This is a genomic window from Opitutus sp. ER46 (genome assembly GCF_003054705.1).
GTDB lineage: Bacteria > Verrucomicrobiota > Verrucomicrobiia > Opitutales > Opitutaceae > ER46.
On the sequence record NZ_QAYX01000021.1, the window covers coordinates 1 to 22,842 of the forward strand.

The window sequence follows — 22,842 nt, forward strand, 5'->3', positions numbered from 1 at the left end:
CATTCGCATACGCGAGATTGCAGCGCTTCACCGTGCCGCGAATCCCAGCATGATACAGCAGCGGCCGTCGCGCAGTCAGGCACGCCTCGATGTCGCGCAGGCTCTCGCGGTACGTGAGCTGCGCGAAGACCATCGTCGCAAAATGATCGTAGGCCGACAGTGCCGGCGTGTCGCGATCCAGCGGATACCGACTGGCGCAGCGCGAGAATTCTTTTCCACCCAGTCCAGCGAGCACCTGTGCGAGAACAGTCTTTCCGGAATTCACAAACCCAAATTTCGGAGAAACGCCCGGGAATCATCTCCAAAAAATTCAAATCGATGACATGCCTTCAGCGGCGCTAATTGCTGATGCGACGTAAATTGCGAATCCGCGCACGTTCCTTAATCAGACAGCCGTGGGGTCATCCCTTACCTTTTACCTTGATAAGGAGAAGACAGAGTGGCACGGAGAGCAGGCATGGCGCGCAAATGGCGAGTGGAGTACCCCGGGGCGGTGTACCACGTGATCAATCGCGGGAACTATCGGGCGTGGGTGTTCCGGGAGGAGGGGGCGCGGGACGCGTTCGAGGCGTGCCTGCGGGAAGCGGCGGAGCGGTATGGGTGGGTGCTGCATGCGTGGGTGGTCATGAGCAATCACTTCCATCTGGCGCTCGAAACGCCGGCGGGGAACCTGGTGGCGGGCATGCAGTGGCTGCAAAGCGTGTACGCGAATCGGTTCAACCGATACCGGGGAGAGAACGGGCAGTTGTTCCAGGGACGATACAAGGCGCTGTTGGTGGAGAAGGGGACCGCCCTGGGACAGGTGTGTGACTATATTCACCTGAATCCCGTGCGCGCCCGCATGATCACGGTGGAGGCGCTCGGGAACTACGGCCACGGGAGCTATCGCTTTCTGGCCCGACCGAAGGCTCGTCCGGCCTATCTGGATGTAGCGGATTTCTTGATGCAGGCTGGAGGTTTGGCGGACACGCCGGCCGGTTGGCGATGCTACGCCGACTACATGGCGTGGCAGGCGGCGGAAGGACCGGCTGGACGCAACCAGGCCTACGTGAATCTGACGCGGGGTTGGGCGTTGGGGACCGAGGAGTTCAAGGCAACCGCCCTGCGCGAGCAGTTGGTGCCGAAAGACCATCATGCGTGGACGGCGGCCGACTGCCGGGAGGAGCGGAGCCTGCGCTGGCGGGTCGTGCTGGATCAGTGTCTCAGCTCGCTCGGATGCCAATGTGCGCCCGGCGATTCGAAGTCAGCGGCGTGGAAGGTCGCGATCGCGACGCATCTGCGGCAGACTATGGGCGTGCCGAACGGTTGGCTGGCCGAGCACCTCGAAATGGGGTCGGCGTTCTACGTCAGCAAGCACGTCGGGCTTGCGCGAAACGCCGATCACCCCGCCGCCGAACTCCTGCTCCAGCTCAGAAAGGTAAAAGGTAAGGGATGACCCCTTATGATCCCCGCGCCGCCGAACTCCTGCTCCAGCTCAGAAAGGTAAAAGGTAAGGGATGACCCCTTATGATCCCCGCACAATCTGGGAGATGAAAGGGACTGAGTCGGACATTGAGTATGTTATCAGCGAGATGAAGAAGAACGGCTGTACGCTCGAATGAGGCGGTTTGTGTACATAGTATGCGCGTGGATCGTTATGATTACGACGATTGGCGTTGGTATTTGGGTGATTGCGGTTGCCCGTGGTGAGCGGCTTCAAGTCGCATTGCTCTTCGCGGGGATCGTTGCGATAATGGGCGGTTATCTGAGGCGCATTTTGATTGCCGCAGACGTGATCGGCGGCTTCGCACCCAAAAGAGACAGGAAGATAAAATGAAGGTACTATTGATTGCTTTCGCGATGCTTTCGGCGACGGGTGCGGCGGCGGGAGTTCCCACTACGCATGCCACGCCGGCGGAATGTCCTCCATCTACATTGATCGAGAAGCAATTCGGTTTGCGCCTTGAAGGGCAGCCGCGGGTTATCATCTATGCGGAGCTTGCGGACACGGACTCGTACGCGATCGGAATTGGGGCCGACGGACGCATCAGTGGGTTCCGGCGCAAGCTTTCGGTCGAGGGCGACCATGGTGTCGAGAGGTTTCCGGTTGAGCGACTAAAGAGTTATGACATTCCAACGAGAGCGGCGGCGCGTATCGAACAGGTGTTCACGAGCGCACTGAAGGAAGTGAGGTTCTCTGAAGAGGTGGAAATCACTACCGGTAAGCCTAATATATACATCATCGGCACCGGCCGGTTCTTTGGTGAGGTTCGCGACTCGTATCGAGGCAGTGCCGAGCCCGCGCTGTATCTTTGCGGTCTGCTTGTGACGTCGATGGCGAATGAACGAGAGCGAGATGCTGCAGTGAACGCCCTGCTTGAGCGAGTCTCTCCGTCCAAGTGACCTCCTGTGCTGGGTTCGTGGCATACGGGACAGAAGAACAGATGGGCGCAAATGAAGAGCGGCGACCGAAACGATAAGTCCAACGTAGTCTCTCTCTGGGTTGAACGTACGCTCCTGCTGGTTGCCGCGATTACCGTGACACAATGGGTGGTGCAGTATGCAACAACTGGCCACACCAGTTTCACTGCTGCGACCTATGTCATCATATCCTTGGTGTTGGTGGCTTCATTTCGTAAGGCACGCAAAATCCGGGAGCGACGAGATAAAGGAGATCAGGATTAGCCGCTGGCGATGTGTTTGTCCGGCCGATTCAGTCATCGGTGACACTGCTGTCCAAAACAGCCGATAAACTGGCGGTTCTGGGTCTGAGCTGCCTCGGGCGTCCCGGATTATCGGAAACGAGGTTGGGGTTCATGTGTAAGCGTTCAACTTGGGCGTGGTGACGGGGCGATTCGTACCGGCTAGACTCGGGGGATGGCATCTATCCGGAGGAACCAGCGCTACACGCCGCAGCAGCGGCAGGAGTACGTGGATCGATTCGCGCGCAGCGGGACGACGCAGGCGGAGTTCTGCCGGGAGGCGAAGCTGCACCCGATGACGTTTTCAAATTTCGCAAGGCACGCAGAACCCGGGAGCGGCGAGATAAAGAAGGTCGGGATTAGCCGCTGGCGATGTGTTTGTCCGGCTGATTCATTCAGCGGAGCTGTCTTGAGGTGCCGACTGCGATGGCACGTTCCTGGCAAGATGATACCTCGATTTGCCCGGGCATGGCGTTTTGCCGGCTCTTGCGGCTGGGCACGAATTGGTCGAGGTTTCCGGGGTGGCGGCGACCCATGTGGCGAACATGTCCTTCTCCTTTTGTGGGCTTCCCCGAAATCGATAACCGGCAATGAGGAAGGCGAAGATCATTATAATCTCGGCTGGCTTCGTTGCGGCGATCGCCATTTGGGCGACTTTCGGTCGCCGCGGTGACTCTGGCGCTGACACGCTGCCGCCGGCTACGACTGGGGCGGCATCGACGAACAGGATGCCGACTGGAATGCGACCGGCTGCGGCCGAGGCGAGCACCGGTTCGGCCGTTCTGACCGAGGACGCTTTCGCGAACCGATTCGGACTCGGATCGCTCGAAATGGGGTACGTCCGGAAAGCGAGTGAATTGCTGTGGGCCTATCTGGTCGACCTCCGCGGCCAGCAGGCGCAGATCACAAGTCTCGGAGCCAAGACCGTGACTATCGTGCTTCCCGTGTTGCAGGTCGACGAGCGCGACGTCACGGCTCGACTCACAAAGGAACTCGTATCGTCCCTCGGTGCGGACGCCACGACGCGTATCCTCTCAGACCCAGAGGCGGTCGCCTGGTTGAACCGGCAGATGCGCCTGAGCGGGTTCAGCAGTCCGCTGACAGTTGCGATCGCGCGAGTGAAGGAACCAGCCGCGGTCGACTCGGGCGAGGATCCCACGGCGCTCTTTTCCGTGAAATGCTACTGGAACGGTGAGTTGACGATCGATAGCCCGGCGATGGATCTCACGGACAAATACCTGATTGGCTTGGGAGATGTCGCGGCGTCCAAGGTGTCCGATGATTTCTTTGCCGGCGTCGGCGCTGACCCGCGGATTGTAACGGGAACCGCCACGCGAGTGATCGGTGACCTTGATACCGGCGTGGTGCACGTCACCGACGGCACAGGCAAAACGACGACCATCGTAGTCCCGCCGACGACGAAGTAGGGGGCGACGCGGCTGGCGGTCGCGCCGCCGCGACGGAAGCAGCGGTTCGCTCCGTGAGAGGTCGCTGATCCCGTTCCCGGCCCGCTGCAATTCGAGCGAGCGCGCCGGGTACGACGCGCGTGCGGCGGGCGGCGGCGGCACGTGCGACGGCTGCGGGCTGGGGTTTGCCTAGTCGGCGCGGCTCGTGGCGAACGGGGTGACGCGAGCCAAATCCGGTGAGGAACGCGTGGCGGAGGGGGGCGACGCCGGCGGACTAATCCGAGATAACCAGCCAGATCTGGCGAGTTAGCCTTGGTAACACGCCAAATCTGGCGAGTTATCTCGAAAGGTCGCGGCGCGCGGGGTTCGGGCAGGAACCGGACAGGGGCGGTTTCGGAGCGGGACACGGAGGCCAAGGAGGGGGCACAGAGGTAACCGGGAGACGGACACAGGAATGTCCGTCCCCGGGGGGCGTCTTGACGCGCGGCTTGGACCCGACGTTGGGCAAGCGGCGCCGACCGAAGCGCGACGAGCGCGGGAAAATTCTGGCGGAAGCGCGCTAGCAGCTTCCAATGTCCGAAATCAAGTGGACCAACCAGCGGTCCCCGCGCAGCCTCGCATCTAACATGTCCGTCCCCTTTAGTTCATCCATCGCCGAGGTGAATGCCTCCGACGCGCTGCAACGGACGTATGTTTGGGGGCTGGACCTGGCGAGTTCGCTGAATGCGACGGGTGGGATCGGAGCGCTGGTGCAGATGGTCGATCACACCGGGACCGCGACGGCGTATCTGCCGGCGTATGACGGCGGCGGCAACGTGGCGGCGTTGATGAGCAGCGACGGCAACCCGGCGGCGGTCTATGAATACGGCCCGTTTGGCGAGCGGATGCGCGCGGAGGGGACCTACGCGACGACCAATCCGTTCCGGCACGCGACGAAGTTCACGGACGAGGAGTCGGGCTTGGTGTATTACGGCCGGCGGTATTATTCGCCGAGCCTGGGCCGGTTCATCAGCCGCGACCCCATCGGCGCCGCCGGCGGACCGAATCTGTACGGGTTTGTGGCCAACGATCCGGTCAACCGCTCGGACTATTTGGGTATGGCCCAAGACGATCCGCCGTCGGATCCTGGCCCGAATGTATATAGAAGGCCGCCGTATGATGAGCTAGGGAACACAGACTACGGGGTATACGGCCCGGGTGAGCCTCCGCCTTTGGGGCCGAGTGCTCCGGTAGCTCCAAACAAGGGTGTCCAAAACAAAGCAGACTGTGACAAGCTGCGCGCTCGTCTGCGCCAGGCCCAGCAGATTGGAGCAGTAAACGCCGCGCGAGTACTTCCCGGCGGCATGTACTCTGGTGGCATTGCGCTATCTAGCGATGATGCTACTTCGCTCTCCGCCGGCTTAATCGGTGCGCTTGCTGCTGGTGCGGTTCAGTTCTATGAAACGCGCCCAGTCGTCAACGGACCCAATGGGATGCAATACCTGACGAACGGAGGCCAAGCAGCGGAAATGTTTAGAACGACAGGATACGTCGTCGGCGGTATTTCCCTAGTAGTGGATGGAAAAGCGATGGTCACGGCCAACAATGGCACCGACCGGGCATTTGCGGGCGCAAATCTAGCCACCGATGCTTTTCTACTCGGAGGGAAAGGTGCGATCACTGCCTGGACAGGTTCAGCGCCGTCTTGGCTTGGGCCGTGGGGTATCGCCCTCGCGGGCGCGCAGTTTAGCATCAATGCTGGAACTGCATACAAACTGAGCGCCGATGCGAATGAGATACTGCGTGACAATGCGAAAGCCGCTATGGAAACCGCGAGCCGGGCGAATGCGACAGCGGCAGACATCCAGAAGCAGATGACAGATGGAGGGTGCGCGCCATGAGCAGAAAACTGCTCGCGATTCTGCCGTACATCATCGCAGCACTAGGGTTTGGGGCCGGCGTTGTGTTCGGCATCCGCAGTGCTTATCACAGTGCTCAAGCTGGGGATTGGCGGTGGGCCTGTTTCAGCCTGATTGCAGCATCTGCCGGAACAGTTTTAACAATGCTGATTGTTCGGCGGTGTATCTCGATCCTACAGGCGCGAAGTTGATGGAACGCACCCAAGGCGTCACGAAGGAGAAGATTTCCGACACCGTGAATCAGATGCAAAAACAGGGCTGTAAATGAGTGCGAACGGGCGGCGAATCTTCTTCATCTGCTGTGCGCTAGTATGCGTCATTAACTGCATTGTCGCTTTGCTGGCAGCTTATTGGGCCTTCAAAGCCGAAACACGGTGGTTTGCCACCGTGATCGGGATGATTGGGCTCGCGCAATTAGGGATCGCCAGACTGTGCGTGGAACGGGCGAATGCGTGTCAGAAGCTGGGCTCTTCAAAGTAGGCCGACGCTATTCCGCTGGTTGGCAATCGACCATTTTGGGAAATCGAACGTGTAACCGCGTAGGCTCAATCCGGAGGAACCGAGGAACCAGCGCTACACGCCGCAGCAGCGGCAGGAGTACGTGGATCGATTCGAGCGCAGCGGGACGACGCAGGCGGAGTTCTGCCGGCAGGCGAAGCTGCACCCGATGACGTTTTCAAATCGGCGACGGCAGCGGCAGGTATCCGCGTCGGCGATCTTCGCCGAGGTGCAGATGAATGCGCCGGCGCCGAACGGAGCCGGTCACGTGCCGGTTCTCGGCGGCGGGGCGGTCCTGCACCTGCTCAATGGCAGTCGATTGGAGCTGGCACTCGGGGATCCTGCCGCGTCGACGGGTCTGGGGCTCATGCTCAAAACGCTCCAAGCCTGACCGCCATGATCAGCTTGGACGGAGCAGCGGCGGCCGCGGTGGACGCGTGAACCCAGCGACGGGCGAGGCGTCGGCCGGCGGAGATAACTAGCCAGATCTGGCTAGTTAGCGTCGGTAACACGCCAAATCTGGCGAGTTATCTCGAAAGGTCGCGGCGCGCGGGGTTCGGGCAGGAACCGGACAGGGGAGGTTACGGAGCGGGACACGGAGCCCACCGAGGAGGCACAGAGCCCACCGAGGAGGCACAGAGCCCACGGAGTGGCGGGGCCGGACACAGGCAGGCGGTGGGTGCGACGAGCCGGGACACGGAGTTTCGGACTGGGACACGGAGGCCACGGAGGGGCGCAGAGGTCGCGGAGACGGACGCCGGAGATTCCGTCCCTGGGGGGAGCGGGGAAGCGCTGCTGTGGCGGAGAGACGGGGCCGCCCGTTTAGTTCTGGGGCGGGACGTCGTTGGCCGGGCGGGGCTGGGCTGCGGGTTCCGATTGGTGGTGCGGCGGCGACTCGGGGCGGCGGGGGAGGGCGACCTGGCCGGCGGCGGCGGTCGCCACGGCGATCGCGGTGGCGGCGGGCATCACGCGGCGGAGCGACGAGAACTCGCCGCGGGCGGCGTGCGCGGCCTGCGCGGCGGCGACGGTGCGGTGGTGGTCGGCGTGGGCCGCCTCCTCGAGGATCGACTGCGGCACGGGCTTCAGGCCCCAGATGAACCGCGTCAGCGAGAGCGCCTTCAGGCCGTAGTAGGTGGGATCGAATTCCCACCAGAAGAACCCGTTGCGCGTGGCGGACTGATACCGGTGGTGGTTGTTGTGCCAGCCTTCGCCGAGCGTGATGAACGCCAGGATCCAGCTGTTGCGCGAGTCGTCGTCCGTCTTGAACCGGCGCCGGCCCATCAGGTGCGCCATCGAATTGATGCAGGACGTGCCGTGGAAGAGCACGGTCGTGCTGATGAAGAACGCCCAGACCAGCATCTGCCAGCCGTTGGTGCCCAGGCCCGGCGCGACGCGCTCGAGCAGCACGCCGACGCCGAAGATCGCGATCGCGAAAAGGAACGGCACCACGGTGTCGAAGCGGTTGAGCCAGACGAGCTCGGGGTACTTCGCGAGGTCCTTCACCTTGGAGTAGTCGGTCGGGAAATTGCGCCGGCTGGTGATCCAGCCGATATGCGACCACCAGAACCCGTGCACGTGCGGCGAGTGGGCGTCCTCGGGGTCGTCGGAGTGCTGGTGATGGTGCCGGTGGTGAAACGCCCACCAGAGCGGGCCGCGCTGCACGGTCGTGCCGCCCCAGAGCGCCAGCAGGAACTGGCCAACGCGGGTCGTGCTGTAGGTCTTGTGAGAGAAGTAGCGGTGGTAGATGCCGGTGACGGCGAACATCCGCAGGAAGTAGAGGGCGATCGCGGCCCAGACCGCGACGGGGCTCCAGCCCACCCAGATCACGCCGAGACAGCCGGCGTGAAGGATGATGAAGGGAATGCAGCGCACCCAATCGACCCGGTCGGGCTCGGCGCGCATCTTGTCGGCGCCGTCGGGCGCATAGTCGGCATCAAACCACTGGACGCAGGCCGACGCGGCGCGACGCAGGAACGGGGAACGGACGGAGGACATATGGGAAAGCGGGCACGGAAGGCAGGGCGGCGTCCGCCGCAAGGCTGGCAGAGTGAAAATGGAAGTGAAAGTGAGAGTGAGGAGGGGAGTGAAAGTGAAGGTGAGAGTGAAAGTGGTGGGGCGGAGTGCAGGAGTGGGCTGGGAGGCCGGAGGAAGGATGGGTCACAGAGGCCACCGAGGGGGGGCGGGTGGAGGTCACGGAGGAGGGCGACGCCGTTGGGAGGGCAGAGGAGGGTGGGTCACAGAGGCCGCGGAGGGGGGAGATTGGACACAGAGGTCACGCAGGAGGTGGGAGAGGTCACAGAGTAGCCCTCGGCCGCTGGCGAGGCGCACTCCCGCCATGTCTCCGCAACGACAATCCTCCTCCGTGGCCTCTCCCTCAATCCTCCGTGACCTCAGTGTCCCGCAGTGATTCGGCCTCGGTGACCTGCGTACCCGGCGGCGGCAGACCTCTACCCGTTCTTCCAGCCTTCGAGCCCCTAGGGGAGGCCGTCGGCCGGAACAGCGCCCTGCCGGAGTGTTAAGATCAGGTGGCAACGAAACGTGCGTGTACGCACGTTTCGTTAAGTAAGAAGCTGTTGATTAAGATATTAGGATGCGGATTCCCGTTTTTTCAGTTTTCGCGCCAGCGAAAACTGAGGTGAATCCCTGTTTGACGCGGCGGCATAGGTCCTGCTTTCTCCGCCCTGTTCTTTGACTGCGTCTGCCGGTGCTTTCCGGTGGGGCGCAATGAATCCCGTGCTGGTTACGAGTTCCTGCGCGGCAGAGTCCCCAAGACTGAAGCTTTGGTTGCAGCGCGGACCTCCGCGGTGCGGCCAATCACCGAGGCCGATGGGTTGGCAACAGCCTGACGACCAAGGTGTTCCTCATAACACACAAAGAAACTAAACTCTCCGCGCGAACCGCGGGGTTTATCCGATGAAAGCAATCAGCAAACTCGTTCTGTTCAGCCTTGGCATCTTCAGTGCCGTCGCCGCTTCGGCCTCGGTTCCGGAAGCCGCCTACTTGGCCAACTGCCGCAAGGATCCGGGCGTTCCCGTGCCGATTTCCGTGGTCACTCCCACGGTCGGTCGCGAGTTCTCGGGCCTGAGCGTCGAGGTCGAGTTCACGGTTGATCAGAAAGGCAAGCCGGCCGACTTGGTCATCGCCCCCACTGTGGACGATGAGCTCGCCGAAGCCGTCTCGACCGCCGTCAAGAAGTGGAAGTTCAAGCCTGCCGAGCGCAATGGCCAGCCGGTGGCGACGCGAGTCGTCCTCCCGGTCAAGGTTGTTGACCCGATCTCGGAGCGCGCGACTTTCGCTTCCAACTAAGTAAATCAACCAGGGGCGCCCCCTTCACCGGGGGCGCCCCTGTGTCTTTTCCGGGGCCTTCAGCCCTACCTCTTTCTCGTTCTCGTACTCTTTCTCTTTCTCAAGCGGCCGCTGCGCGGCCGCTTACGTGGGGGGTGGAGGAAGACGCACGAAAAAAGCCGGGCTGCTGAGCCCGGCTTTTTTGTGTTACGGAAATCGAAGCCGCCGTGAAGCGGCGGCTTGAGAGTAAGGGAAAGAGGAAGAGTAACAGAAAGAGGTTGAGGAGCCATGTCCCCAGAGCCACGGGCGAGTGTCAGGGTGTAGTCGGTCCTGAAACTCGCAGGCTGCCCTAGGGAGGAGCGCCCACGGCACTAGCTGCCGTCGCCGCCTCCTCGAGGCGAGGAAGGCTCGGTGGCGACGAGCGCGGTTAACAGCAGAAGGACAATGACAACTGGGATCATTTGCTTGGTGTTGGTCGAAGAATGGGAAACACAACCGATCGGATTGTTTCCCCACAATTCGAATACGGAATTCGCAGGAGAGGAGTTACAGATTTCATCCTGGCTCAGGCGGGGTATAAGGCACCTCGGCCGAGAAGTCGGTTAGGTCACTTACAATCAGTAGGATAGGGATGGCGGGAGGGTATGCCGGAGAGGGCGGGAGGTTTCGTAATGGTCCACCTGACAGCAGCTTCTGAGGAGCCGCGCACGGGTTTGGCGCGGTCCCGTCCTGCAACCGCGTGTCGGGAGGTGCGATGCAAGCAGGGCAAAAACAAGAAAGCCGGCGGTGCGGGACCGCCGGCTCGGAAGGAGGGAATGGCAGGCCGGCTTACTTTTGCTCGAGTTTCCGGACGGTCACGTCGCCGTTCATCGTGGTGACGCTGATCTCGGGGCCGCCGCCGTTCAGCACGCCGGTCACGAGTTTGCCTCCCGTCACCACCGGGATGGGCGGCATCGGCGGCACCGGTGGCACGGGCGGGACCACGGTGGCGTCGTCGTCGACGGCCTCGCCGGTGGCTTCCTTGATGCCATGGCGGGCAGCCTCGGCGGCCTCGCGCACTGCCTCCGCGGCGCGGCGCCCTGCTTCGGCGCTGGCGCGGCCGGCCTGACGGATCGCCTCGCGCGTCTCGTCGTTGAGCGCGCCGTAGCGGCCGCGGCGGCTGGCGGCCGTCGCCTCAACCTTGGTGACGAGGGCCTTTTCGTCGAAATCGGTCAGGATGCTGCCGTTGTGGGTGCGGAGCCGGACGTTGGCCTTGGCATCGGCGGGTACGCGGAGGACGACCGGGCCGTTGGTGGAGACGAAGGAGACGGACTTGCCGGGCTTGATCTCACGGAGGTTGGCCGTGATCTCACCATTCATCGTTTCGACCAGCACGGCGCCGCGGACATCGTCCAGGTTGATCTCACCGTGCATGGTCTTGATCTCGATGTCGCCGGTGACGCCGCGGCAGTCGATGTCGCCGCCGAGGCCACTACTGACGACCACGTTGGTGCCGCGCGGCACTGTGACGTCGAAGTCGGAAGGGCTGCCCATCCAGCCGTCGGAGGCGGCGTCGAGCGTGATGACGTTATTGCTTTCCTTGAGGTTGAAGCCGGCGGCGGCGGTGAGGACGCGGAGCCCGTCCTTGCGGGTCTGCTGCTGGGGGGTGGCGTCGGAGTTGACGACGACCTCGGGCGTATCCGCGCCGCGGATCTTGAGATCGCCGCGGGCGAGCTTGATGCGGAGGGTGCCGGGCTTGGCGGGGTCCGAGAACTTGACGGTGGTGGCGTTGTTGTCGTCGGCACGGGCGCCAACCACGGCAAGCGCGAGGAGTGCGCTGGTGCCGAGGAGGCGGGGAAGGGAGCTGAGTTTCATGCGGGAGGTGAGTTGAGAATTTGGAGGGACGGACGGGTATCGGGTCCGTGGTGCGTAAAGGATCAGAGCTGGGTGAGCGCGCGGCGGGCGGCTTCGCGCACGTCGGTGTGCGTGAGCTCGTTGACGGCGAGTTTTTCGAGGGTGGGCTTGGCCTCGCGATCGCGGGCCGACGCGAGGAAATCGATCATGGAAACCTGGACGACCGGGTTGGGCTCGCGGGTGAGGGAGGCGAGGACGCCGGCGCGGACGACCTCCTGGTTGGCGTAGGGGAAGAGCGCCTCGAGGGCGCGGAGCCGGACGTTGACGCTGGAGTCGAGCGCGAGGGAGGTGATGAGCTCGTCGACGACGCGGTCCTGCGGCTCGCGGGTGCTGGTCGAGGTGAGGACGCCGTGGAAGCGTTCGCTGGCGGGCCGCTGCTGCTGCTGGAAGGAGGCGGCGACGAGCTGGTTCATCGATTCCATGCGGTCGACCTTGGCACGGAGGTCCTGGAGTTCGCGCCGGGTGGCGGCGTCAGCCACGAGCGTGGCCGGAGCCTGGGCCGGGGGGGCGACGCGGGTGCCGGCGATGAACCCGATGGCAAGGAAGGCGGCGGCGCCGAGGGGCGCGAGGACGAGGCGCCAGAGGGCGGCGCGGTGCTGGCGTTTCTCGCGATCGGCGGAGGCGCGGATGCTGGCGGCGGAGTTTTTCTCCTCCTCCAGCAGGGCGTAAAAATCGCGGCGCAACTGGGACGAGGGGGCGGGAGTGGGCAGGGCGTCGAGGGCGGCGAGGGTCTGCGACAGCGAGGCGAACTCGCGCTGGCAGTCGGGGCAGTTGGCCAGGTGGGCGCGGACGGCGTCGATCTCGGCGGCGGACTCCGCATCGCGGGGGGCGGCGGGGCGCGAATCGAGGAGCTCGGCGAAGCTCTGGCGGGCGCGTTGGCAGTTCATGGCGAAAAGGGAGGGAGCGGGATGGCCCGGCGGCTCATTCGAGGGAGGAGGCCCGGGACGGGTTTTGGAGGCGGAAGTAGATGTCGCGGAGCGCGTGGAGGGCGCGGTGGGCGCGGACCTTGGCGGCACCGACGGAACAGCCGAGGATGTCGGCGACTTCGGCAAAGGAGAGCTCCTGGAAGCGTGCGAGCAGGAGAACCTCGCGATCGTCGTGTTCGAGCCGGCTCAAGGCGGTGCGCAGGAGGGCGTGGTCGTCGCGGGAGGCTGCGTGCTGGCCGGCGTGGGGACGGTCGTCGGCGTGCTCGGCGAGGCCGGCGGGGTCGGTGGCGTGCGGGGCCTGGCTGCTGCGGCGGAAGTGGTCGGCGGCGCAGCGGCGCGCGAGGTGGTACATCCAGGCGGTGAAGCTGCCGTCGTCGCGGTACGTGTGCCGGTACTTCAGCATGCGCTGGAAGACGACCTGGGTGATGTCCTCGGCGGCGGAGCGGTCGGACGTGAGTTTGTACAGGAAGCCGAAGAGCGGGCGGTGATGCCGCTCGAAGAGTTCGCCGAGCGCGTCGAGTTCGCCGTCGCGAACCGCGAGCATGAGGGCATGATCTGAGCGTAGTTCTGACGCGGCAGCCACGGTGGGAGGAGTGGCGCGATTAACCATGGCGGCAGGCATGGGGGCGAGGCGATTCACGGACCCGGCGGCGGACTCAGAACGCGCCACGGCGGAGCGCGGCGGAGGAGCGGGATTGGCGAGTTCGGCGAGCACGGCGGGAAGGGAACATGGGACGGTGTTGTCGGGGAGAACCGGCCGCCGGCAGAAAGGTTACCCAGAAAGTGAAAGTGAGGGTGAAAGTGAGAGTGGCCTTCGGAGTGAAAGTGAGAGTGAGGGTGAAAGTGGCCCGGAGTGAACGGAGGGCTAAGGGTGACCTGTGCGGAGTGAGGGTGAAGATGGGCCGCGCGTGGGCCGCGGAGTGTGGGTGACCTGCGGAGTAAAAGGGAAAGTGGGAGGCGGGAGCGATGTGGGTAGGTCGCGAATATAGTCCAAGGCATTTTACAGGAGGAAAGGGAGGCAACGGAGACTGATATTTAGGGGGCTGTTGCTCCCTGTATGAAACCTCCCTTGCCTCTGTTTCCTCCTGTGAGACGGATCGGGGCATTGTGCTCTGCTGATCGGGATCTTTCTTTTGCTCCTACTCTTCCTCTTTCTCCCGATGGGCGCGGCCGCGGCGCAGCGAAAACGGAGGAGGTGCGATTCCTCGGTGGACGCACGGGGTGAATGGGTTACGGTCCGCGGCATGAATCGCCGCGATTTTCTCCGGAACGCTTCGATGCTAGCCGCCGCGGGGCTCGTTGCCCGCTCGAGTCTGTTGGGCCAGTCCAGCAACCCGGCCGCGGCTCCGGCCGCTCCGGCCACGCCGGCGGCTCCCGCCGCGGGGTTCACGGCCTTCCGGCCGTTGCGGCGCAACGTCGGCGTGTTCACCGGGCGCGGCGGCACGATTGCCTGGCTCGCGGGGAAGGATGCGCTCGCGGTGGTGGATACGCAGTTTCCGGATACGGCGGCGCTCTGTATCGCGGGCCTACCCGGGCGGGGCGACCGCCAGATCGATGTCGTGCTCAACACGCATCATCATGCGGACCACACCGGCGGCAACCGGGCCTTCAAGGCCGTCTCGCGCACGATCGTGGCGCACAAGAACGTGCCGAAGCTGCAGTTCGAGGCGGCGCAACGCGCGGAGAAGGACCAGAAGGCCGGCAGCACGAACCGGCTTGAGCAGCAGGTGTACGCCGACACGACCTTCGGCGACTTCTGGCGGCGCGACCTCGGCGACGAGGTCGTCAGCGCGCAGTACCATGGCGCGGCGCATACCAGCGGCGACGCGATCGTGATGTTTGAGAAGGCCAACGTCGTCCACATGGGCGACTTGGTCTTCAACCGCATGTACCCGGTCATCGATCCCGCGGCGGGCGCGAGTGCGCGCCACTGGATCACGGTGCTGGAGGAGGCGGTGCGGACCTATCCGGCGGACGCGATCTACGTCTTCGGTCACGGCAACGCGAAGTTCGACATCGTCGGCAAGCGCGACGACCTGCTCGTCATGCGCGATTACTGGACTGCGGTGCTCGCCCACGTCGAAAAGGAGATCGCGGCCGGCAAGTCGCGCGCCGACATCATCGCGCTGCCGGCGCTCCCCGGTTTCACCGACTTCGACGGCGCGCGGCGCTTCGGCACCAATCTCGCCGCCGCCTACGACGAACTCACCAAGAAGAGCTGAGTTCTGCGACATACTGAGATTCCGCGCTCTTTAATCATTTAATTCCAGCCACTTAGGTTTTCGCGCCAGCGAAAACCTCTGGATTGCATTTGCCGGAGGCGGGGGCGCCGATTACGCCCTCCGCCCTCAACCAGCCACTTTCATGCTCAAGGTCGTACTCAAGACGTTCGCCATTCTCGCGATCCTTTTCGCCATGCTCTACGTGGGCATGAACAACACGCACCTGATCGACTTCAACTTCCCGGTCGCGACGAAGACGAAGCCCGTGCACGCCTCGGCGGCGCTGCTCTTTTTCGGCATGTTCGCCATCGGCCTGCTCGGCGGCGCGATCCTGACCGCGGGCGGCGGCAAGGGCGGCCGGCGCAGCAGCGGTGGCAAGGACAAGTAAGCCGCCGGTCGGCGCCTCCGGCCTCGGCTCGCCGCTCGCGCGCCGTCCCGTCCAGCCGGGCCATCCTTCTTCCCCATGAAATTCGCCCCACTTTCACTCGTCGCGGCCTCCGGGCTCGTGCTCGCGCTCGCGGGTTGCGGCCATCTTGAGCACGCGCGGGAGGGCGATCCAAACCGGGTTGTGACCGGCACCGTGAACGTGCGCATGGACCTCATGCCGCCTGCCGATGCGAAGCTCACCGTGCGCCTCGTGGCGCCGGCCAACGTCACCGCCGCGCCCGCGCAGGCTGCGCCCGATCTCGTGATCGGCGAGCGCGGCAGCCGCGCGCAGCCCGAGCAGATCGTCGCCGAGCAGGACATCCCGGTGCCGACGAGCATGCCGGCGCCGTTCCGCCTCGAGTTTCGCGCGAGCGACGCCGAGCTGCGTCATGGGTTGAACATCGAGGCGCGGCTTTCCTGGGGCGGCCGCATGCGTTTCCGCACTTTCGAATCACAGGTCGTCACGCTGGAGACCGTCGCCCGGCCGCAGACGGTCTGGATCGAAGCCGTGCGCTGAGGGAATTTGAGGGCGGGCGCGTAAGGGCCTGCTTCTTTCTCTTACTCCTACTCTTCCTCTTTCTCCCCCGGAGGCCGGTCGCTGCCGGCGACCGGCCGAGAACGAGAACGAGAACGAGAACGAGAACGAGAACGAGAACGAGAACGAGAACGAGAACGATGCCGGCGGATATGAAAAGGGCGCCATTCCCTCAATCCCTCAACGCGGGGAGAAAGAGTAGGAGTAAGCGAAAGAGGATGACGGCGACACCCCAAGGGGGTGGGTGAAGGGATTCGGTTCGTGGCGGGGTTAAGGGCGGTGAACCGAATTTCACCATGAAAAGCCCAATCCCCACCCTGAGCCTCCTTGCCCTGGCGCTCGCCGTTCTTCCGGTGTCGGCGCAGGTCCCGGCGTCCGCCCCCAACTTTGTTCCCCTGCGCGTCACGAGCACCGAGCTGCCGGTGTTTCCCCACGACCTGATCCAACTGGGCGTGCGGGAGGGCGAGGTTCGCATCGCCTTCAGCGTCGGGACCGATGGCAAACTCGAAGACTGCCTCGCCGTGGCCTACACGCATTCCGAGTTTGCCCGCGTGACGATGGGGGCGCTGCGCCGCTGGAAGTTCGAGGCTGCCCGGTACCGGGGCCAGCCGATTGCCACCGCGACCGAGGTGTCCGTCGTCTTCCAGGTTGAAGGCACCGTGGTCGTCTCGCTGACGCCGTCGGAGACGCTGAACGTCCGCTTGTTCTCCATCCTCGAGGGCAAGGAGCCATACCGGCCGCGCGCGCTGAAGGAGCTCGATCGCATTCCGACGCCGATCGCGGCGCCGTCGCCGGGCATCCCGGAGAACTTCGCGAAGGCGACGCTGGCGCGCAGCGTCACGGTGTCCTTTTACATCGATGAGGACGGCAAGGTCCGGCTGCCGAGCGTGGATTCCACGGAGGATGCGGAACTCGGCGCTGCCGCGATCATGGCGATGCGCGACTGGAAGTTCGAGCCGCCGACCTGCCGCGGCCGCCGGGTGCTGGTGCGGGCGTCGCAGGTGTTCAACTTCCGCCCGCCGACGCCGGCCCCCGCGGCCACGGCCTCCAACGGCTGAGCTCCGTTCGTTTGGGTGTTGCAGCCAGAGCAGCCCGCCCCCGGTCGGGCTGCTCCTTCTTTTGAAGGGCTTTTCGTTTCACCGGGGTTATGTTCCCCGCCGCGCCTTCCCCTGGCGCTTTTCCTATGTCCTCTCGCGATCCCCTCGATGACCTGCTGGACCGCTGGCACCCCCCCGCGCATCTCGTGCCCGACCTGCGGGCGGAGATTCGTCGCGAGATTGCGCGTGCCACGCCTTCGCATCGCGGCTCGTGGCTGACCCGGCTCGACCGGGCGTTCGCGCAGCCGTCGTTTGCGATCACCTTCGTGGCCGCGTGCGTGCTGCTCGGGCTCTTCCTGGCCGAGGCACGCGTGTCGCGGCTGCATGCCGCCTACGGCGCCCAGATCGCCCGCAGTTACGTGCAGCTGATCGACCCGCTGCTCGACGCCCAGCCCACGGCTCCCGCCGCGACGACCAACCCGGCCGCCAAGGCCACGCCATGAGCCGCACGCTCACCATTCTCGTGGCCGGCCTGGTCGCCGGCCTGATCGCGCACCTCTCCTGGTACGCGTCGCACCGCCCGTGCAACCGCGGCGAACTCGACTGCCAGCTCGCGTGGATCCGCACCGAGCTGAAGCTCACCGATGCGCAGTACGCCCGGGTGCGGGCGATTCACGAGGCGTCGAGCCCCCGCCTGCTCGCGCTCGCCGCGCAGGTCACGCAGATGCGCGACGAGTACGCGGCGTTTGAGCGCCAGCGCGTCACGGCGGGCCGCGTGGATTTCCTGGAGTTCGCCCGCTTCGTGGAGCAGCGCCGCGCGATCGACCGCGAGTGCCTCGCGATCACCCGCCAGCTCGTCGCCGCCACGAGCGACACCATGACCAGCACGCAACGCGAGCGGTACCTCGGTCTCCTGGGCCCGGCCTTCAGCGGCACGGGCGCAACCCTGCCGCAATAGCCTTGAACGCGGAATCCTTCACCGTCGCCGGCCGGCTGGAAGCGATCCAGGCAGGCGAAGAAGCGGCTTTCGATGCGCTCGTCGCCGAAGCGCAGCGACCGCTGTTCGCCTTTGCCTGGCGCTACCTGCGGAACAATGCCGACGCGGAGGATCTCGTGGTCGAAACCTTCGTGCGCCTGCACCAGGCGCGCGCGCGGCTGCGGCCGGACACCAACCTCTCGGCCTGGCTGTTCACCACGCTCTCGAACCTTTGCCACAACCGCTACCGCTGGCGGACGCGGCACCGCGAGGTGAGCCTGGACGCGCCGTCGCCGACGCCCACCGGCGAAACGCCGGCGGCCGGGGCCTCCCCCGATCGCGCCCTGGAGCGGGACGAAGCCGGCGCGGTGTTGCGTGCGGCCATCGACCAACTGCCGCACGACCAGCGCACCGTCATTCTCCTGCACCACTACGAGCACCTGAGCTATCGTGAGATCGGCGCGATCGTCGGTTGCTCCGAACGCGGGGTGGAGACGCGCCTCTATCGCGCACGGCAGCAGTTGCGCGAGCGGCTGAATCCCTTTTTCGGCGAGACCGTCGAAGCGAAGGCTGAAGGGCTGAAGGCCGAAGGGCTGAACGCGGAAGGGCTGAAGGGCTGAGGAAGGGGAAGGCTGAAAGAACGAAGGCGGAAGGCTGAAACGGAGCGTTACCCGAACGTAATGGGGAGACGGATGCAGTTGGGGTAACCACGAATGGACACTCATGGACACGAATTTTTCCTGAGCGGCAGCAACGCTGCCACGTCCGGCATGGCTCCACGCGTGCTCTGAGGTTTCAGCGCGCCCGAGCGCTTCAGGGTACGGTTTTAGGAGGGACCTCTGACATCTGGCCCCCAGGCTTCCGGCTTCTGGCCTCCGGCTTCCGGCTACCGATACAGCCAGTACTTCTTGCTGGCCTGCTGGTAGGCGAGGGCCTGCTCGTGCCAGCGGCGGACCCAACTGTCGACGTCGATGCGGGCGCCGTCGCGGCGGATGGCGGCGAGGAATTCCTGCGAACCGAGGTGGCGGAGGAAGCCGCTGAAATCGCGACCGGGCCAGAGCGCGAACGGGTTCCGGGGGTCGAATTTGCAGGCGAGCTTCATGAGATAGAAGTTCAGCTCGGTTGGCCGCCACGCGTCATAGTCGGTGATCTCGACGTATACGCCGGTGCCGGGCCGACCGTTGCGATCCGGCGCGCTCACGCGGCGGAACTGCAGGCCGGGGATCGAGAGCGCCCGCAGTTCGCGCTCGAGCACGTCGCTCTTCACCGACACGTGGGCGATGCCGCGGAAATCGTAGGTCGTGCCCACGCCATGGCGGAAACCGAGGTCGAACTTCACGGCCGGGTGAAAATAGGTGCCCAGCCCCACCATCGGATAGCCCTGGACGGCGGCGAAATCCTGGATGCGGGCGGAGGTTGGGACCCAGGTGAGACCGGTTTCCGGCCAGCGCATCGAGCGCCGCCAGCCACGCATTGGAATCACGGTGAGCTTGCCGCGTGCGCGGGCGGCGTCGGAGATCGCGAGGCCGCCCGGCGGGCGCAGGTCCTTGGCCATGCGCGCCAGTTCCCCAATGGTGAGCCCGTGGACGTACGGCACGCGAAACGCGCCCACGTAGTTGTTCACGGCGAGCTCGGCATCGAGCGGCGGACCGTCGACCTTGAGGCCGCCGAGCGGGTTGGGGCGGTCGAGCACGATGACTTCGACGCCATTCTCGAAGCAGGCCTCCATCGCCCACTTCATGGCGCTGGTGAACGTGTAGCTGCGGGTGCCGATATCCTGCAGGTCGATGACCAGGGCGTTGATGCCCTTGAGCATTTCCTTGGTCGGGCGGCGGAACTGTCCGTAAACCGAATACACCGGCAGGCCGGTGCGCTTGTCGATGCTGTTGGGCACCTTCACCTCGGCGGGGGCGTCGCCGTAGATGCCATGCTCGGGACCGTAGAGGGCGACGAGTTGCACGCCGGGGGCACGGCGGAGGACGTCGACCGTGCTGACGCCGCGCCGGTTGACGCCGGCGGGGTGGGTGAGCAGGCCGATGCGCTTGCCCTTCACGGCGGCAAAGCCGTCGGCCTCCAGCACATCGATGCCGAGCATGATCGCGGGCGCGCGAGCGCCGGCGGGTCGGGGTTCGGGCAACGCGGAGCGAAACAGGGGGGCGGCGGGGGCGGTCGGGGCCGGCCGCGTGGGGGGCTGGCTGGCGCTGCAGCCCGCCAGGGCGAGCAGGGGGGCAAGGAGGGGGAAGAGCTTCTGGAGTGAAAGCGGGAAGATCGCGCCGCGCATTGGAGCGAGAGATGTAGGGCCGCGGACCAAGTTCCAAGGCCCAAGTTGGGCGCCGCGTGGGCGACAGTTTCGGACCGCAAGGAGGACCCCGCCCGCCGCCGCTTCCGGGCCGCATCCCCAGTTCGAGGGAGAGATTCGGGTTTGGCTTGGCTGCAGCCGGCGCGCAACGTGGCGGCATGTTGCCTCGCTACCTCGCAATTTCGCTGCTGCTGGGAGGGTCTGCCATCGCCGCCGTGCCTTCCGCGGAGGACTTCGTCAATCGCACGGCTCCGGCCGCGATCTACCACGACGGTTGGAACGATCTGAACAAGAACGGCGTGAAGGATCCCTACGAGGACGCCGCGCTCCCGGTCGACCGCCGGATCGACGACCTGCTCGCGCGCATGTCGCTCGAGGAGAAGACCGCCCAGATGGTGACGCTCTACGGTTTCCCCCGCGTGGTGCAGGACGAGTTGCCCACGCCCGAGTGGGCAACGTCCTTCTGGAAGGACGGCATCGGCAACATCGACGAGCACATGAACGGGTGCACGGGCTTCAACAACGACCTGAAGCGCCCGAAGCACGACATGCCGTACTCGCTGCACGCGCGCGCCATCAACGAGGTGCAGCGGTTTTTCGTCGAGCGGACCCGCCTCGGTATCCCGGTCGACTTCACCAACGAAGGCATCCGCGGCCTGTTGCACACGCAGGCGACGAGCTTCCCCGCCCAACTCGGCGTGGCGGCGGCGTTCGATCGGGAGCTGGTGCGTGAGATTGGCCGGGCCACGGGCCGCGAGGCGCGGGCGCTCGGTTACACCAACGTGTATTCACCCATCCTCGATCTCGCGCGCGACCCGCGCTGGGGCCGGACGACGGAGACGTACGGCGAGGATCCCTATCTCGTCAGCGAGCTCGGGATCGAACAGGTGCGCGGCATCCAGGAGCAGAACGTGGTCTCCACGCTGAAGCACTTCGCGGTTTACAGCGTGCCGAAGGGCGGCCGCGACGGCGAGGCGCGCACCGATCCGCAGGTCACCTGGCGCGAGGTGCAGATGGTGTTTCTCACGCCGTTCCGTCGCGCGATCCAGGAGGCGGGCGCGCTGGGCGTCATGGCGTCGTACAATGATTACGACGGCGTGCCGATCGAGGGCAGCTCACTTTTTCTGACCGACATCCTGCGCAAGGAGTACGGCTTCAAGGGGTACGTGGTCTCCGACAGCGCGGCGGTGGAGTTCATTCACCAGAAGCACCGCGTCGCCGGCACGCCGATCGAGGCCATCCGGCAGTCGGTCGAGGCCGGGCTCAACATCCGGACGCATTTCACCCCGCCGCAGGCGTACGGCGAACCCTTGCGCGAGCTGGTCCGGAGCGGCCGCCTGGCGCAGGCGACCATCGATTCCCGCGTGCGCGACATCCTGCGCGTGAAGTACTGGCTCGGGCTGTTCGACCGGCCGTATGTCCCGAGCCCCGCGCAGGCCGAGCAACAGGTGCGCGCGCCGGCCCATCTGGCGGCAGCGGAGCGGGCGGCGCATGAGTCGATCGTGCTGCTGAAGAACGCCAACGACGTCCTGCCGTTGCGCAAGGACCTGAAGCGCGTGCTCGTCGCCGGGCCGATGGCGGACAACGGGCATGGCTGGTGGTCCCGCTACGGCCCGCAGCGGATCGAGTTCGTCACCCCGCTTGCGGCGATCCGCGTCAAGCTCGGCGCCGGCGTCGACGTGCGCTTTGCCAAAGGCTGCGAGCTGGTCGACGATCGATTCCCGGAGAGCGATGTGTACCGCGAGCCGCCGACGGCGGCCGAGCGGGCGGACATCGAGGCGGCAGTGAAGGCCGCGGCCGACGTGGATGTGATCGTCGCCGTGCTGGGCGAGAACGAGATTCTCTCCCAGGAGTCGGCCAGCCGGATCAGCCTGGATCTGCCGGGCCACCAGGACGACCTGCTGCGCGCGCTGCACGCGACCGGCAAGCCGGTCGTACTCGTGCTCACCAACGGTCGTCCGCTCTCGGTGAACTGGGCGGCGAAGCACGTGCCCGCCATCGTGGAACTCTGGTTTCCGGGCGAGCGCGGCAGCGTGGCGCTCGCGGACATCCTCTTCGGCGACTACAACCCGAGCGGCCGGCTGCCGATCACGTTCCCGCAGAGCGTCGGCCAGATCCCGTTCAACTTCCCGGCGCATCCCGGCTCGCAGGCGCGCGATCGCGGCCAGGTCTTCGGGCCGCTGTATCCCTTTGGCCATGGCCTCAGCTACACGACCTTCAGCTACGCCAACCTGCAGATCACGCCGGAGCGGATCCTGCCGGGGGCGACGGTCGAGGTGTCGTGCGACATCACCAACACCGGCAAGCTCGCCGGCGACGAAGTCGTGCAGCTGTACCTGCGCGACGACTACACCAGCGTGGCGACGTTCGACTGGCAGTTGCGGGGCTTCACGCGGGTGCACCTGGCGCCCGGCGAGACGAAGCGCGTGACGCTGAAGCTCGGGGCGGCCGACATGGCGCTGTACGACACGAGCCACCGGTGGACGGTGGAGCCGGGCCGTTTCACCGTGATGCTCGGCGCCTCCTCGGCGCAGGCGCACGTGCACGGCACCTTCCTGGTCACCGCGCCGGACGGCTCGGTGCCGGAGGAGCGGCCGGTCAAGGATCCGCGCCTCGATCCGCGCTGAGCGCGCGGTTTCAGGACCCGCCTCGGCCGCTCACGTAGCAACGACCGGAGGCGTGTCGGGCGGAGTACGCCTCAAAGGTAGTAACCGCGAATTACTACATAAGAATAGTATCCTTCCGTGGCGGATTTGCGTG

At 65.2% G+C, this 22,842-nt stretch carries 21 protein-coding genes; 15 read left to right on the forward strand and 6 right to left on the reverse strand.

What is annotated here, in order from left to right; translation table 11 throughout:
- Window positions 1–265, reverse strand: a 265-nt coding sequence (locus DB354_RS08520) for a DUF4372 domain-containing protein (protein ID WP_146180159.1), incomplete at its 3' end; no start/stop codon positions are given.
- Window positions 266–457: 192 nt separating this feature from the next.
- Here DB354_RS08520 and DB354_RS08525 point away from each other — a divergent pair.
- The 6 genes from DB354_RS08525 (at window position 458) to DB354_RS08550 (ending at window position 6,874) form a co-directional block, all read left to right on the forward strand.
- Window positions 458–1,435, forward strand: coding sequence for a transposase (locus DB354_RS08525; protein ID WP_107835035.1), 978 nt, complete (start codon window positions 458–460; stop codon window positions 1,433–1,435).
- A 201-nt stretch (window positions 1,436–1,636) separates the two neighbouring features.
- A complete protein-coding gene (locus DB354_RS08530; RefSeq protein ID WP_146180160.1) occupies window positions 1,637–1,816 on the forward strand; it encodes a hypothetical protein in 180 nt (59 codons plus the stop codon).
- Window positions 1,813–2,382, forward strand: a complete 570-nt coding sequence (locus tag DB354_RS08535) for a hypothetical protein (protein WP_107835037.1) — start codon at window positions 1,813–1,815, stop codon at window positions 2,380–2,382. Before DB354_RS08530 ends, DB354_RS08535 begins: the two co-directional genes overlap by 4 nt.
- Window positions 2,383–3,271: 889 nt before the next feature.
- Window positions 3,272–4,108, forward strand: a complete 837-nt coding sequence (locus tag DB354_RS08540; protein ID WP_107835038.1) for a hypothetical protein — start codon at window positions 3,272–3,274, stop codon at window positions 4,106–4,108.
- A gap of 605 nt (window positions 4,109–4,713) precedes the next feature.
- Complete coding sequence (locus DB354_RS08545; RefSeq protein WP_233256592.1) at window positions 4,714–5,967, forward strand: RHS repeat-associated core domain-containing protein; 1,254 nt, start codon at window positions 4,714–4,716, stop codon at window positions 5,965–5,967.
- Between the two features lie 619 nt (window positions 5,968–6,586).
- Window positions 6,587–6,874, forward strand: coding sequence for a hypothetical protein (locus DB354_RS08550; RefSeq protein WP_146180161.1), 288 nt, complete (start codon window positions 6,587–6,589; stop codon window positions 6,872–6,874).
- A gap of 431 nt (window positions 6,875–7,305) precedes the next feature.
- Here the strand turns inward: DB354_RS08550 and DB354_RS08555 are convergent, their stop codons facing one another.
- Window positions 7,306–8,478, reverse strand: a complete 1,173-nt coding sequence (locus DB354_RS08555) for a fatty acid desaturase (protein WP_199226814.1) — start codon at window positions 8,476–8,478, stop codon at window positions 7,306–7,308.
- Window positions 8,479–9,396: 918 nt separating this feature from the next.
- Here DB354_RS08555 and DB354_RS08560 point away from each other — a divergent pair.
- The gene (locus DB354_RS08560) at window positions 9,397–9,789 is read left to right on the forward strand and encodes a TonB family protein (RefSeq protein WP_107835041.1); all 393 of its coding nucleotides are present in this window, start codon (window positions 9,397–9,399) and stop codon (window positions 9,787–9,789) included.
- Between the two features lie 807 nt (window positions 9,790–10,596).
- On the opposite strand, the gene DB354_RS08565 is transcribed toward DB354_RS08560, so the two are convergent.
- The 3 genes from DB354_RS08565 to DB354_RS08575 all read right to left on the reverse strand — a co-directional run bounded on the left by DB354_RS08565 (window position 10,597) and on the right by DB354_RS08575 (window position 13,170).
- Complete coding sequence (locus DB354_RS08565; protein WP_107835042.1) at window positions 10,597–11,622, reverse strand: DUF4097 family beta strand repeat-containing protein; 1,026 nt, start codon at window positions 11,620–11,622, stop codon at window positions 10,597–10,599.
- A 62-nt stretch (window positions 11,623–11,684) separates the two neighbouring features.
- Window positions 11,685–12,548 (reverse strand): HEAT repeat domain-containing protein, encoded by an 864-nt coding sequence (locus tag DB354_RS08570; protein WP_107835043.1) that lies wholly within the window; start codon window positions 12,546–12,548, stop codon window positions 11,685–11,687.
- A gap of 34 nt (window positions 12,549–12,582) precedes the next feature.
- On the reverse strand, window positions 12,583–13,170 hold the full coding sequence (locus tag DB354_RS08575) for a sigma-70 family RNA polymerase sigma factor (RefSeq protein ID WP_158277442.1): 588 nt from the start codon (window positions 13,168–13,170) through the stop codon (window positions 12,583–12,585).
- A gap of 694 nt (window positions 13,171–13,864) precedes the next feature.
- On the opposite strand from DB354_RS08575, the gene DB354_RS08580 reads away from it, so the two are divergent.
- The 7 genes from DB354_RS08580 (at window position 13,865) to DB354_RS08605 (ending at window position 18,403) form a co-directional block, all read left to right on the forward strand.
- A complete protein-coding gene (locus tag DB354_RS08580; RefSeq protein WP_233256593.1) occupies window positions 13,865–14,809 on the forward strand; it encodes an MBL fold metallo-hydrolase in 945 nt (314 codons plus the stop codon).
- Window positions 14,810–14,951: 142 nt separating this feature from the next.
- Window positions 14,952–15,197, forward strand: coding sequence for a hypothetical protein (locus DB354_RS08585; RefSeq protein WP_107835046.1), 246 nt, complete (start codon window positions 14,952–14,954; stop codon window positions 15,195–15,197).
- 75 nt (window positions 15,198–15,272) lie between these two features.
- Window positions 15,273–15,752 (forward strand): YbaY family lipoprotein, encoded by a 480-nt coding sequence (locus DB354_RS08590; RefSeq protein WP_107835047.1) that lies wholly within the window; start codon window positions 15,273–15,275, stop codon window positions 15,750–15,752.
- A gap of 314 nt (window positions 15,753–16,066) precedes the next feature.
- Window positions 16,067–16,828: a TonB family protein gene (locus tag DB354_RS08595; protein WP_107835048.1), complete on the forward strand. Its 762-nt coding sequence runs from the start codon at window positions 16,067–16,069 to the stop codon at window positions 16,826–16,828.
- Window positions 16,829–16,953: 125 nt separating this feature from the next.
- Window positions 16,954–17,310 (forward strand): hypothetical protein, encoded by a 357-nt coding sequence (locus DB354_RS08600; RefSeq protein ID WP_107835049.1) that lies wholly within the window; start codon window positions 16,954–16,956, stop codon window positions 17,308–17,310.
- The gene (locus DB354_RS22275; protein ID WP_158277443.1) at window positions 17,307–17,765 is read left to right on the forward strand and encodes a hypothetical protein; all 459 of its coding nucleotides are present in this window, start codon (window positions 17,307–17,309) and stop codon (window positions 17,763–17,765) included. Before DB354_RS08600 ends, DB354_RS22275 begins: the two co-directional genes overlap by 4 nt.
- 2 nt (window positions 17,766–17,767) lie before the next feature.
- Window positions 17,768–18,403 (forward strand): sigma-70 family RNA polymerase sigma factor, encoded by a 636-nt coding sequence (locus DB354_RS08605; protein ID WP_158277444.1) that lies wholly within the window; start codon window positions 17,768–17,770, stop codon window positions 18,401–18,403.
- Between the two features lie 266 nt (window positions 18,404–18,669).
- On the opposite strand, the gene DB354_RS08610 is transcribed toward DB354_RS08605, so the two are convergent.
- On the reverse strand, window positions 18,670–20,064 hold the full coding sequence (locus DB354_RS08610; protein WP_107835051.1) for a DUF1343 domain-containing protein: 1,395 nt from the start codon (window positions 20,062–20,064) through the stop codon (window positions 18,670–18,672).
- Window positions 20,065–20,240: 176 nt separating this feature from the next.
- Here DB354_RS08610 and DB354_RS08615 point away from each other — a divergent pair, with 176 nt between their 5' ends.
- Complete coding sequence (locus tag DB354_RS08615) at window positions 20,241–22,709, forward strand: glycoside hydrolase family 3 N-terminal domain-containing protein (RefSeq protein WP_107835052.1); 2,469 nt, start codon at window positions 20,241–20,243, stop codon at window positions 22,707–22,709.
- Window positions 22,710–22,842: the final 133 nt, after the last annotated feature.

Bases quoted from the DNA above. Each gene is read 5' to 3' on its own strand.
- DB354_RS08525 (WP_107835035.1), top strand. From the start codon at position 458: ATGGCGCGCAAATGGCGAGTGGAGTACCCCGGGGCGGTGTACCACGTG.
- DB354_RS08530 (WP_146180160.1), top strand. From the start codon at position 1,637: ATGATTACGACGATTGGCGTTGGTATTTGGGTGATTGCGGTTGCCCGT.
- DB354_RS08535 (WP_107835037.1), top strand. From the start codon at position 1,813: ATGAAGGTACTATTGATTGCTTTCGCGATGCTTTCGGCGACGGGTGCG.
- DB354_RS08540 (WP_107835038.1), top strand. From the start codon at position 3,272: ATGAGGAAGGCGAAGATCATTATAATCTCGGCTGGCTTCGTTGCGGCG.
- DB354_RS08545 (WP_233256592.1), top strand. From the start codon at position 4,714: ATGTCCGTCCCCTTTAGTTCATCCATCGCCGAGGTGAATGCCTCCGAC.
- DB354_RS08555 (WP_199226814.1), bottom strand. From the start codon at position 8,478: ATGTCCTCCGTCCGTTCCCCGTTCCTGCGTCGCGCCGCGTCGGCCTGC.
- DB354_RS08560 (WP_107835041.1), top strand. From the start codon at position 9,397: ATGAAAGCAATCAGCAAACTCGTTCTGTTCAGCCTTGGCATCTTCAGT.
- DB354_RS08565 (WP_107835042.1), bottom strand. From the start codon at position 11,622: ATGAAACTCAGCTCCCTTCCCCGCCTCCTCGGCACCAGCGCACTCCTC.
- DB354_RS08570 (WP_107835043.1), bottom strand. From the start codon at position 12,548: ATGAACTGCCAACGCGCCCGCCAGAGCTTCGCCGAGCTCCTCGATTCG.
- DB354_RS08580 (WP_233256593.1), top strand. From the start codon at position 13,865: ATGCTAGCCGCCGCGGGGCTCGTTGCCCGCTCGAGTCTGTTGGGCCAG.
- DB354_RS08585 (WP_107835046.1), top strand. From the start codon at position 14,952: ATGCTCAAGGTCGTACTCAAGACGTTCGCCATTCTCGCGATCCTTTTC.
- DB354_RS08590 (WP_107835047.1), top strand. From the start codon at position 15,273: ATGAAATTCGCCCCACTTTCACTCGTCGCGGCCTCCGGGCTCGTGCTC.
- DB354_RS08595 (WP_107835048.1), top strand. From the start codon at position 16,067: ATGAAAAGCCCAATCCCCACCCTGAGCCTCCTTGCCCTGGCGCTCGCC.
- DB354_RS08600 (WP_107835049.1), top strand. From the start codon at position 16,954: ATGTCCTCTCGCGATCCCCTCGATGACCTGCTGGACCGCTGGCACCCC.
- DB354_RS22275 (WP_158277443.1), top strand. From the start codon at position 17,307: ATGAGCCGCACGCTCACCATTCTCGTGGCCGGCCTGGTCGCCGGCCTG.
- DB354_RS08610 (WP_107835051.1), bottom strand. From the start codon at position 20,064: ATGCGCGGCGCGATCTTCCCGCTTTCACTCCAGAAGCTCTTCCCCCTC.
- DB354_RS08615 (WP_107835052.1), top strand. From the start codon at position 20,241: ATGTTGCCTCGCTACCTCGCAATTTCGCTGCTGCTGGGAGGGTCTGCC.